Origin of the sequence: Cloacibacillus sp. (assembly GCA_036655895.1) — a bacterium.
Classification (GTDB): Bacteria; Synergistota; Synergistia; order Synergistales; family Synergistaceae; genus JAVVPF01.
The window spans coordinates 16,968-27,554 of sequence record JAVVPF010000036.1 but is presented as its reverse complement, the minus strand read 5'-3'; the positions used below and the strand labels follow the sequence as shown (position 1 = coordinate 27,554).

Annotated in this window: 11 protein-coding genes; all 11 read left to right on the top strand. The window is 54.0% G+C overall.

Annotation, left to right across the window (positions count from 1 at the left end; translation table 11 throughout):
• Positions 1 to 325: hypothetical protein (locus RRY12_10840; GenBank protein MEG2185165.1), on the top strand; the 325-nt coding region annotated here is incomplete at its 5' end.
• 11 nt (positions 326 to 336) lie between these two features.
• The gene (locus tag RRY12_10835; GenBank protein MEG2185164.1) at positions 337 to 627 is read left to right on the top strand and encodes a hypothetical protein; all 291 of its coding nucleotides are present in this window, start codon (positions 337 to 339) and stop codon (positions 625 to 627) included.
• 534 nt (positions 628 to 1,161) lie between these two features.
• Positions 1,162 to 3,456 (top strand): VapE family protein, encoded by a 2,295-nt coding sequence (locus RRY12_10830; GenBank protein MEG2185163.1) that lies wholly within the window; start codon positions 1,162 to 1,164, stop codon positions 3,454 to 3,456.
• Between the two features lie 356 nt (positions 3,457 to 3,812).
• On the top strand, positions 3,813 to 4,259 hold the full coding sequence (locus RRY12_10825) for a sigma factor-like helix-turn-helix DNA-binding protein (GenBank protein ID MEG2185162.1): 447 nt from the start codon (positions 3,813 to 3,815) through the stop codon (positions 4,257 to 4,259).
• Between the two features lie 264 nt (positions 4,260 to 4,523).
• Positions 4,524 to 5,171 (top strand): terminase small subunit, encoded by a 648-nt coding sequence (locus tag RRY12_10820; protein ID MEG2185161.1) that lies wholly within the window; start codon positions 4,524 to 4,526, stop codon positions 5,169 to 5,171.
• Positions 5,152 to 6,555, top strand: coding sequence for a hypothetical protein (locus RRY12_10815; protein ID MEG2185160.1), 1,404 nt, complete (start codon positions 5,152 to 5,154; stop codon positions 6,553 to 6,555). The genes RRY12_10820 and RRY12_10815 overlap by 20 nt, the downstream gene beginning before the upstream one ends.
• Positions 6,556 to 6,559: 4 nt before the next feature.
• A complete protein-coding gene (locus RRY12_10810) occupies positions 6,560 to 7,054 on the top strand; it encodes a hypothetical protein (protein ID MEG2185159.1) in 495 nt (164 codons plus the stop codon).
• 4 nt (positions 7,055 to 7,058) lie between these two features.
• Positions 7,059 to 7,769 carry a hypothetical protein gene (locus tag RRY12_10805; GenBank protein MEG2185158.1) on the top strand — a complete coding sequence of 237 codons (711 nt, stop codon included), beginning with the start codon at positions 7,059 to 7,061 and terminating at the stop codon, positions 7,767 to 7,769.
• Between the two features lie 5 nt (positions 7,770 to 7,774).
• Entirely contained in the window at positions 7,775 to 9,478 is a 1,704-nt protein-coding gene (locus RRY12_10800; GenBank protein MEG2185157.1) for a portal protein, read from the top strand.
• The gene (locus RRY12_10795; GenBank protein MEG2185156.1) at positions 9,475 to 9,828 is read left to right on the top strand and encodes a hypothetical protein; all 354 of its coding nucleotides are present in this window, start codon (positions 9,475 to 9,477) and stop codon (positions 9,826 to 9,828) included. The genes RRY12_10800 and RRY12_10795 overlap by 4 nt, the downstream gene beginning before the upstream one ends.
• Entirely contained in the window at positions 9,812 to 10,576 is a 765-nt protein-coding gene (locus RRY12_10790) for a hypothetical protein (protein ID MEG2185155.1), read from the top strand. Before RRY12_10795 ends, RRY12_10790 begins: the two co-directional genes overlap by 17 nt.
• Positions 10,577 to 10,587 lie beyond the last annotated feature (11 nt).

Below are 10,587 nucleotides of genomic sequence, written 5' to 3'. Positions count from 1 at the left end.
CGGCGAGTTGTGCGATGCCGGTTCTGTGGCGGCGTCTGCGGCTGCGGCTGCTCCGGACGTTCCTGCGGCGCCTGTTGCGGTGTATGCTCCCTGGCCACGGGAGGGGAGCGTGACTAAGAAGGATATAGCGGCGGCGTGGGAGATAGGGGCTAGCAGTTGGGATAGGCTTGTTGGCGCGCTAGCCTCTCCCCCGGCGAGGGTGGCGTCTCCTGTGGGTAAGGACGGCAATCCGGTGCCGAACGCGCCTGCGCGCTGGTGGGTGGCGGATGTTGAGGAGATTATGCGTAAGCGCGGCATTCAGCGCAGGCGGATTGTGAAGGGCTAGGGGGCTTTTTTATGGAGAATATTATGTGCTCGTATGGGGAAGAAGCTGCTGTGCTGAAGGCGCTGAATGCGCTGCTTATGAAGAATAATATGCAGCTGCGCAGGCGAATCGATGAGCTTGAGGCGAGGTGGCGGCCGCGTGCGGCGGAGGAAGCCGCGCGAGGGGATGTTTGCCCGGATGCGGAGGGGTTGAAAGCGGAGCTTGCCGAGGTGCGGAGCGAGCTGCGTTCGTATAAATATTTTGCAAGGCGTGTTTTAAGGATTGCGGAGACGGCGCCGGAGGGGGTACTTGGAGATGCGTAAACTGTTAAATAAGCTCCGCTGGTGTCTGTGGCGACTTCTGCATCCATATGTCAGGATGTATCAAGTATCATGCCATTCTGCCGACAGCCAAAAAAAGATGAAGATTATCTGCGTAAGAGACTTGGGTCCATGGCATCTTGACATGACCGCCAGGCTAGCGATCCACTGCCATAGCTGCGAACGATTATGCCACGGCTGTGTTGTGCCAGATGTTGTGGAGTTGCGTGCGTGGCCGGAGGGGGCTTTTTGCGATGATTAGGCGTGGTTTGGGTGTGCGGCTGGCGGATGTTTTGCGGCGGGTGTTGTCTGGAGAGCCGGCGTTTTTTGCGGTTTGCCGTAGGACCGGGGTTGAGATGTATGTTGGGCGCGCGGCGCCTGCGCGCAAGCCGTACAGGGAGATGGGCTGTTACGGCTGCCGGCGGTTCGGGCGATGCTGCTGGGGGCCTGCGGTGGAGGCGCGGTAGAGACAAAGGGGGATAAAAATACTGAGCACAGACCGCTGGCATATTTGGCATCAGTAGCATATAGGGGTAGGTGAGGGAACTGGGTTGCAGTATTAACGATATAGAACGGGACTTCCTGGATTTCCTCAATTCCGAGGGAGTCTATTTCGCGGAAGACAAGGGCCTCAAGATAGACGGCCGCAAGCACCGCGTTACGCTCCTGGGCGATAAGCGCGGTTCCAACAACGGCGAATATAAGGTTTTTCCCGACGAGTGGTATCGGGGCTGGCTACACAACTGGAAAACCGACGAGTGGCATATATGGGAACCGCACAAAAAAGACGGCGCGTCATACGACACTATGTCCGCCGAAGAGAAACAGGCTATGGTTCAACGGTGGGAGACGGAAAAGGCGGAGAGAGCACGACAGGAGGCCCTCTCTCGCGCCCAAGCGTCGGTGCTCGCGCTCCGGAAATGGGAGGCCTCTACGCCGGCGGACGCCGCACACGGCTACGCGGTAAAAAAGGGGCTTGGCAATGTTTACGGCGCGCGTCTTTTGGGCAGCGAGCTGATCTATCCGCTTTTTGCACCTGACGGCGAGATCGTCAATATCCAAACGATAACGTCCCAGGGGATAAAGCGCCCGCAAACGGCAGCGCCAATCACCGGCAACTTCGGCCTGCTTGTCGCGAGGGGGGAGGTAAATAAAGGGGGAGAAGAGCTTCTCCTTGCGGAAGAGGAAGACTTCTTTCAAAGCCAGACGCGGAGGCTATCCTCCCGCGTTTGGCTTGTCGAAGGCTGGGCTACGGGGTGCTCCGTAGCGGATGCCACCGGCGAGAGCGTCATCATCGCCCTCAACTGCGGCAACCTGCTGCCGGCGGCGCGGAATATACAGCGTCTCTTTCCGGAGCGCGAGCTTGTCGTGGCGGCCGACAACGACCACCGTTCGCGCGGCAACCCGGGGGTAAACGCCGCGATTAGGGTCTTTGAAGAGACTGGCATTCCGTTCGTCTATCCTGACTTCGACGAAGAAGACGGCGGAACTGACTGGAACGACTACACGGCGAAGCATGGCCTCAAGAGATGCCAAGCCCTCATGCTGCGCAAACTCGCGGCCTTCAAAAACAAAGGGCTCTATAGGCTGAAGCACTCAGAACCGCAGTTCGTGGACCTCTCCGAGGGCGGCCGGCCCCTGGGCACGGTGGAGAATCTACGGGCGCTTTTGGCCTTCGCGGGAATGACGGTGGAATACAACGAGATCAAAAAAGAAGAGATCTTCTCCATGCCGGGGCGCGTCTATTGCGGCGACAACGCGAAAAACGCCGCAATTGGGGAGATTCTCTCCCTCTGTTCGCGCTGGCGGCTGCCGAAGAGCGACATCGAACCGCTCATCTCCAATATCGGTTCGCAGAATATCAGCAATCCCGTCAAAGACTGGATACTCTCCGAGCCATGGGACGGAATGTGCCGCATCCGGAACGTCTTTGATTCGCTTGTGGAAGAAAAATACTTTCCTCGCCCCTTCAAAGAGACCCTTGTGCGCCGCTGGCTCATCTCCGGCGTGGCCGCCGTCTTCATGAAGCGCGGCTTTCGCTGCCGTGGCGTATTGACCTTCGTCGGCGGCCAAGGCATAGGAAAAACCACCTGGTTCAGAACCCTCTTCGGCAAAGACGATTTCTTTTCCGAAGGCGTCGGCCTGAACCTAAAAGACAAAGACAGCGTAAAAGCCGCCATCTCGGCGTGGGGGGTGGAATACGGCGAGCTGGAGGGAACCTTCAGCCGTTCGGAGGTCCCCATCCTCAAAGCCTTTCTTACGCGCGGCTCGGACAAGATACGTATGCCCTGGAGCCGCAAAGAGTCCGACTTCCAGCGCCGCACGATCTACGGCGCGACGGTGAACCAGCGGCAGTTCCTCATCGATGACACTGGCAACGCCCGCTGGTGGTGCATTCCGCTGGATAAGATAGCCGCCCTTGACCGCGGCGAAATGCAGCAAATGTGGCGCGAAGTATATGAACGTTACTACCTGATGCACCTCAAAGAGCCGGATAACGAGGAATACCAGTGGTGGCTGACGAAAGAAGAGGACGCGATGCTGGCCGAACAGAACCGCGAGTTCGAGGTCCCCTCAAGCGTCGAAGAAATAATCGCCTCGCGTCTTGAATGGGAATGTATGCGCGAGCTGTGGGAGCTGAAAACGACGACGCAAATCTTGTACGAATGCGGCTATCCTCCAGGAGACATCAAAACGGGGACGCTGATCAAAGCCGGCAAAGTGCTTGCGAAGCTCACCGGCGAGACTTCAAAGCCGATGGGACACGCCAACGCGAGAATGTGGCGCGTACCGCCGAAGCGCACAATATTTACGGACCTGCATAAACCGTAACATGACAAAACGAACGCAAACACTTCAAATGGTACATAAAGATGTGTTCGCACGGAAAAACCGGTAATAGTAAGGACGCGCAAAATATGCGCGAACATATAAAAAAACTGTTCGCAAATGTGTTCGCATAAAAAAAGCCTTGGTATCACAGGGGATAGCTGTACCTTGCGAACGGGTTGCACAAAAAACGCGCTATAAATAGAAATTTTTACCTTTTAAATGTTTTTCTAAAATAAAGGGGTTTGTGTGTTCGCAATGTTCGCAGTCCAATTTTTATCGGCAATGGCAAAGCTTTAATGGCGCGAACACATTTGCGAACATATAGCGAGCATATAGGATAGGAGGTAAGAATAAAAATGAGCTCATACAAACACCGAATGGCCGAAGTCGCTATCCGAGACTTTCCAGCCATCAAGAAGGACTATGACAGCTACAAGCTGATGCTGGATGCACAGGCGCTTGCCGGCGGCGGCTGTATCTTCGACGAACGGGTGGACGGCGGAGGCGCGTCCTACGGCGCCGCCGAGAGGTATCTTGAGCGGTATGACGACTCCGTACTACGGAAGCTTCAGGCGCTTGCTGACAGTATCTATACGGCTTATTACGAACTGCCGCCCGCCGAGCGCAGAGTGATTGCCTTACGCTACTGGCAAAATCTCGATGTCCCCGATGTCGCTCATGAACTAATGTTCAGCGAAAGTAATGTTTACAGGTACACCCGCAGCGCGCTCAGCTATCTTTATCGGCAGATTTTGAATGTTCAGTCGTTACTTGAAGACTGGAGAGCTGGCAGGCTAAAATGAACTTGTGCGCAAAAAACTAAAAGGAAAGCTATACTCGTAGTGTCATTCCTTGCGTATTGGTCAAAAAGTCAAAGGTCAAATTGTGTTTGAATTGTTGCAAATCTTTTGGCAAGTTTTTCTGCTATAATTTTTACAATGGAATTTACCGTAAATAGACACAGGGAACGAGAGCCGCTTTTTCCGTCAGGGAGGCGGCTCTCGTCTTGTTTGTGTGTGTCATATCTCATATCTTTTATTTCTACTTATAGAAAGGAGGCGGTACGGATGGCGCTTAGCGAGATGCAAGAGCGATTTTGTCAGTTTTATGTCGGTGAATGCCGGGGCAACGGGACTGAGGCTGTCGTCCGCGCCGGGTATACTGAGATTAGAAGTTCCGCCGCCGTTATTGCCAGTCAAAACTTAAGAAAGCTTAATATTATCAGTCGTATCAAGGATTTGCGCCGTGAAGCGCTTGAAGCTTCTGGGTTCGATAAAGAGAAGGTCCGCGAGACGATCATGCGCCGTATGCTTGGGATCGTAAGTACGAACCTGACTGATATCGTACACATTTCGCCCGGCAAAGGCGATCCCCGCCGCGAAGAGGTGTTAAAAGAGCTTGCCGAGAAAAATGGCGGACAGCAGATACTTGACTTCGGCGATCTGCTTTTAGTGCCGACGACCGGACTGACTGACGAAGCGGACGGCGCGATCAAGAAGTTAAAGGCAATTCAGCCGACAGAGCATTCTGACGGCGGTCTCGAGGTGGAGATGCACGATCCTATAGCCGCTGCGCGTTTGCTGGCTGAGATATCGGGGCTCAAGCAGCCAGATACAGAGGTAAACGTGAATGTATCGCCGGCGGTGATTTTGCAGCAGATCGAGGCCCGTAAGTCGGGCCCAGGGAGTGTGGCGGATGGCCTATCGGGATCTTAACGAGGCTGTGGAGCATTGGCGCGTCTCTCCCTATGATTTCGTCGTCGAATGCCTAGGCGTCGCGCCGACGGAACAGCAGCGCGGAGTGCTTGAGGCGATGGCCTCTCCAGGGGCGCGGGTCTCCATTCGTTCCGGCCACGGTACGGGAAAGTCTACTCTTTTTTCGTGGATCGCCCTCTGGGCGCTTTGCTGCTTCTGGGATGTCAAGATCCCCGCGACGGCTCCTACAGCTCACCAGTTGTCGGATATCCTCTGGCCGGAGATAGAAAAATGGCGCGCACAGATGCTTGAGCCGTGGCGTTCGGCCATCAGGATAAAGAATGACAAGATAACGCTTGAGGGTACTCCAGGATTCGTTGCCGCCAGAACGGGGCGCAAAGAGAATCCCGAAGCCTTGCAGGGCTTTCACGCGGAGCACATGATATTTCTTATAGATGAAGCTTCCGGCATTCCCGAGGTAGTCTTCGAAGTCGCCCGCGGCGCGCTTTCCACGGATGGTGCGCGAATCCTCATGGCGGCGAACCCCACCAGGCTTACCGGCTACTTTTACAACAGTCATCATAAAAACCGCGACCTCTGGACGCGCTTTCAGTTCTCGTGCCTGGACTCTCCGAGGGTCTCTCCGGCATACGCGCAGGAAATCGCCGGCGAGTACGGCGAGGACAGCGATATGTACCGGGTGCGCGTGCTGGGGGAGTTCCCTCACGCGTCGGATGTGCAGTTTATGCCGGGTGATGTCGTTGAGGCGGCGATGGGTAAGCACTTAAGGGCGGATATGTATAGTTTTGCGCCGAAGGTTCTGGGGGTGGATGTCGCGCTCTTCGGGGGCGACAGAAGCGTTATTTTCCTGCGGCAGGGGCTCTGCAGCAGGTTGCTATTTACGGTGCGTGGTATCAGGCCGGAGGAGCTTGCGGATAAGGTGGCCAGCCTCTGGGATGAGCACAAGGCAGATGGTGTGATTGTAGATGCAACAGGCGTAGGCGAGGCGGTTATGAGCTCTCTGCGCCTACAGAACCGCACTCCTATACCGTTCTACGCTGGCAATGCTTCGCTGCTGGATAACTGCTTTAATAGGCGCGCCGAGGTGTGGTACAAAATGCGCAAGTGGCTGGCGGATGGCGGCGCGCTTCCGCCGGAAAATGACCTGCGTGACGATTTAGTTGGCCCCGAATATTCTATCAACGGTAAGGGCAAGATTCAGCTGGAAAGAAAAGTGGATATGAAAAAGAGGGGGCTGGCGAGCCCAGACCTGGCCGACGCTCTGGCACTTACTTTCGGTGCAGAGGTATTAAAGGCTCAAACAGGCTATGCTCGATACACCTCAACAGGTAGTAGTAAGAGCAGCGAGTATCAAAATTATGACCCTTTGGGGTTAGGGGGCTGATTGTATGGGTGTGGGGGCTGCAATTATAGGCGCTGGAATCATAGGGGCGGGGGCCTCTATTTATAGCGGTTATCAGCAAAAGAAATATCAGGAGGAGGCGGCTGCCGCGCAGGCTGCGCTTTACGAGAAACAGGAGGCGCTGCAGGCTGAGACAAATCGGCTCCAGGAGGAATATCAGACAAAACAGCTGGAGTACCAGCAGCAACAGAATATCTGGCAGAATGAATATAACAAGGCATCTCTTGCGCAGCAGGAGGCGGCTGCCAAGGCGCAGCGGGATACTGCGCAGCGATCTCTTGAGCTGCAGCAGGAGCAGATAGATTCAAAGACAATGGTTGCGCCTACTTATGAGGAAAACCTTACTAAAGAGGTGAATCAAATGACTGAGTTGGAAAAGAAAAGGCGCGCGGTTTTGGGTTATCAAAATACAAATGCAACAGACGGGTTGCTCGTTGCAAACGATGCGGCTACCAAGAAGAAGGGGCTGCTGGGAGGGTAGATGGATGGCTGTAGACAAATATTTTCAGAGGTATTATAACGAAAAAGTGTATCCCATGTTCCAATCTGGTGACTTTAATAAGTTGTGGAATTACGTTGATACTAAATCATATCAGCCTGACAATGCCTATTATCTATATGTGGGGAGTAACGGCAATATCAAGGCTGATACCAGAGATTTATATAATATAGACGGCACTCGCAGCAATTCTGATTATATTTATTACAGCAAGCTGGCGTATGAGCAGATGCAGAATGGCAATCTAGATCCGAATGTGATGCAAAATGTGATAAAGAGTACATCCTACGGGGGGTCTCTCTGGGACGGCACTGATTATTATTCGACTGTGAACCCGTGGATAGATCAGGATAACAAGGCTGCTGCGGCAGAGCAGGCGCGACTTGCGGAGGAGCAGCGAAAAGCCCTGGAAGAGCAGCAGCGAAAGGCTGCCGAGGAGGCAAAACGTCAGGCTGCGGAATTGGCAAAACAGAAGCAGCTTGCGGCTGAAAAGGCGGCCAACGATGCGGCGAGTCAGCCAAACCGTTCAGCGGGAAATATCCAGTCAGACAGTTTTTCTGATACGGCGCAGGCGATGTATGGAGATGCTGAGCAGGGTAAAAAGAAGCGCCGCGTCGGCGTAGCCTCAACAGATGCCACGGATGGCGGCAAGCTGGGGGCGGCAAACGTGCAGCGTAAGCAGCTTCTCGGGATGTGAAGAACATGGAAGACAACGGAGCTGTAAAAAGGGCGCTGGAACGGCGCCGAAGCAACATGCTGTCAGTGCGGCAGGATTGGGAGCCACGCTGGAGGCAGATACAGGAGGTTGTAGCTCCGATATTCGGCTATTTTCAGGAGTGCAACAGGCAGGGGCGCAGGAGTTGGAGAGCCTTATATAACGATACTCCGCTTTATGCTGTGCAGGTGCTTTCTGCTGGGCTGCAATCCGGACTGACATCTCCTAATCAACAATGGTACCACCTGGCCGACCCGGATCCTAAGGTGGACGAGCTGCAGGAGGTGCGCCGCTATTGCATAGACTGCGAGGAAATCATGAACGCGGATATGCTGGCTTGTGGCGTATATGACGCATATGCCGAAACCTACAACAATCTGGGCCCCTACGGCACGGGAGGCTTTCTGATTCTGGAGGACGACAGAAGGCCTTTTGTCTGTATTCCTCAAGAGACTGGCGAATATTGCATATCTCAGGATTTTCGCGGCGTAATCAACGAATTTATGCGGTCGCTGAAAATGACTCCGGAGCAGCTTGTGCAGCGCTTCGGCGAAAAAGCTTGTCCGGGAAATGTCCTTCGCGCTTTTCGTGGTGATGAGGCTGTTGAGTTTAATGTTCATCACCTTATCGCTCCGAACGATGGGCGAATACCGGTTAAGCTCGCAGGCGATTTCGAGTTTTTATCCTGTTACTGGCTTGACGAGGGTTTTGATGTGCTTGAGGTCGGCGGGCACAATGAGCTGCCGTTTGTAGGCGGCAGATGGTATCAGGTCGGACGCGATGTTTACGGTTACGGGCCAGGAGAAACGGCTTTTGGCAACGCGGCGCAGCTGCAGGCGATGGAGCGGGATAAGACCACGGCAAGGCAGCTGACGGTTCAGCCGCCTATGCAGGTGCCAACCAGCATGAAAGATACATTCAACATGCTGCCGGGCTCACGTGTGTATTACGATCCTGCATCAGCATCGAGCGCAGCGCCGGTACAGCCGGTGTTAAACGTACAATTTGACCTCAATGGCGCAATGCAGGATATAGTAGTTACGGAAGAGCGTATTAAGCGGGCATTTTACACACAGCTCTTTATGGCTATCCTTGACCGTGCCGACCAGAACCCGCAGAAAACCGCGACAGAGATACAGGAAATGATAGCTGAAAAGAGCAGCATGATAGGGCCTGTGCTTCAGCGGCTTGATCGTGAGATTTTACGGCCGTCAATTAACCGTATTTATGCCATTGAAGCCAGAGCTGGAAGGCTGCCGGAGCCGCCAGAGGTGTTAGTTGGCAGAGAGCTGTCAGTTCAATACACCTCTCCGCTTATGCTGGCACTTAATACACGGAGAACGGCCTCTATCGAAAAGTATGTTGGATTCATTGCTAATGTTGCACAGGCAAAGCCTGAAGTACTTGACCTCATAAACATAGATAAAACTATGAGGTCTTACGCAAACTTTATCGATGTTCCGCCAGATTGCATTTACAGCGAGGAGGAGGTTGAGATGACGCGTCAAACACGCGCCCAGGCACAGGAGGAGGCACAAAAGCAGGCTCAGATGATGGAGCTGCTGAAAACCGCACCTGAGGCAATGAAGAAGATGGGAGATACTCCAATAATGAGAGCGGATGGCACCGCAAGCAATCTTCTGGCTGATGTTGGCGCCGGAATGGCCGAGGGGATGGGCGGTGGCGCATGATAAAGAGTAAGGAAGAGCTTGTGCAGCTATGGCAAAATCAGGATAAGGAAGGCTTGGCGCGACTGTCTGAAACAGAGGATGGGCGCGCTTTTTTGTGCCGCTTGTTAGTCGAGTGCGGAACCTTTGAGGCAATACACGAAACTGAGCCTGCTGAAGCTGCATGGCTTGAGGGCCGCAGGTCAATAGGCCTGTGGGTGCTGAATGAGCTTGAGGCAGCAGATAACGAGCGGCGCGGTGCGAAATTACTGGAATGCTTTGGCGCTGCCGGCAGATTTCTTGGCATGATTCTGAGGCGGCAGGCAGATAAAAAAACTAGCATGGAGGTGCTTGTAAATGGAGGAGACAAATAAAGATGCTGTAACTGAAACAGCCACAGAGGCGAGCGCGACTGTGGCTCCAACAACAGAAACAGCCGCCGCAGGCAGTGCGGCAGAGGGTATTAAAGGCGAAGGGGGTGCAAGGGATGTAACTGTCACAGAAACGGCGGAGGCTGGCAAGACAAAACGTGAAGGGCTGCTTGGCGGCGAAAATGCGGCCGAAAAGAACGCGGCAACTGAAACTTCCGCGGAGAAAGCCGAAGAGGGAAAAGCTGAACCAGATAAGGCGGATGAGGCAGAAAAGCCGCTTGAATACACGGATTTTAAGCTGGCAGATGGCATGGTGGCGGATGATGAGTCCTTAAAGGAGTTCAAGGAGCTGGCATCATCGAAGAAGCTGTCGCAGGAAGAGGCGCAGCGGCTGATTGACATCCAGAATCGGCTTATGAAAACAAACTCAGAGCGCTTCGTGGCCGAAGTGGACAAGCAGACAAACGCCCTTATCGACAAGTGGGAGGGTGAGGTGCGCAGCGACGAAGAGCTTGGCGGCGCTAATCTTGCCGCGACAATTTCTACGGCAAGAAAGGCGGTAACACAGCTTGGGGTACCGGAGGTATTCGATATATTGAATGAAGCAAACCTTGCCTCTAATCCCGCGATTATCCGGCTGCTTTACCGCGCCGGGAAGGCGCTTGGTGAGGCGAAATACGCATACGGAGTGCCGAATACAGGCAAGTCAGATGTATCGGCGGCACAGGCGATATATGGAGAAATGAATTAGGAGGTATGTAA

What these genes read in the sequence shown, in the direction of transcription:
- RRY12_10835 (MEG2185164.1), top strand. Translation starts at nt 337, where the DNA reads ATGGAGAATATTATGTGCTCGTATGGGGAAGAAGCTGCTGTGCTGAAG.
- RRY12_10825 (MEG2185162.1), top strand. Translation starts at nt 3,813, where the DNA reads ATGAGCTCATACAAACACCGAATGGCCGAAGTCGCTATCCGAGACTTT.
- RRY12_10820 (MEG2185161.1), top strand. Translation starts at nt 4,524, where the DNA reads ATGGCGCTTAGCGAGATGCAAGAGCGATTTTGTCAGTTTTATGTCGGT.
- RRY12_10815 (MEG2185160.1), top strand. Translation starts at nt 5,152, where the DNA reads ATGGCCTATCGGGATCTTAACGAGGCTGTGGAGCATTGGCGCGTCTCT.
- RRY12_10810 (MEG2185159.1), top strand. Translation starts at nt 6,560, where the DNA reads ATGGGTGTGGGGGCTGCAATTATAGGCGCTGGAATCATAGGGGCGGGG.
- RRY12_10805 (MEG2185158.1), top strand. Translation starts at nt 7,059, where the DNA reads ATGGCTGTAGACAAATATTTTCAGAGGTATTATAACGAAAAAGTGTAT.
- RRY12_10800 (MEG2185157.1), top strand. Translation starts at nt 7,775, where the DNA reads ATGGAAGACAACGGAGCTGTAAAAAGGGCGCTGGAACGGCGCCGAAGC.
- RRY12_10795 (MEG2185156.1), top strand. Translation starts at nt 9,475, where the DNA reads ATGATAAAGAGTAAGGAAGAGCTTGTGCAGCTATGGCAAAATCAGGAT.
- RRY12_10790 (MEG2185155.1), top strand. Translation starts at nt 9,812, where the DNA reads ATGGAGGAGACAAATAAAGATGCTGTAACTGAAACAGCCACAGAGGCG.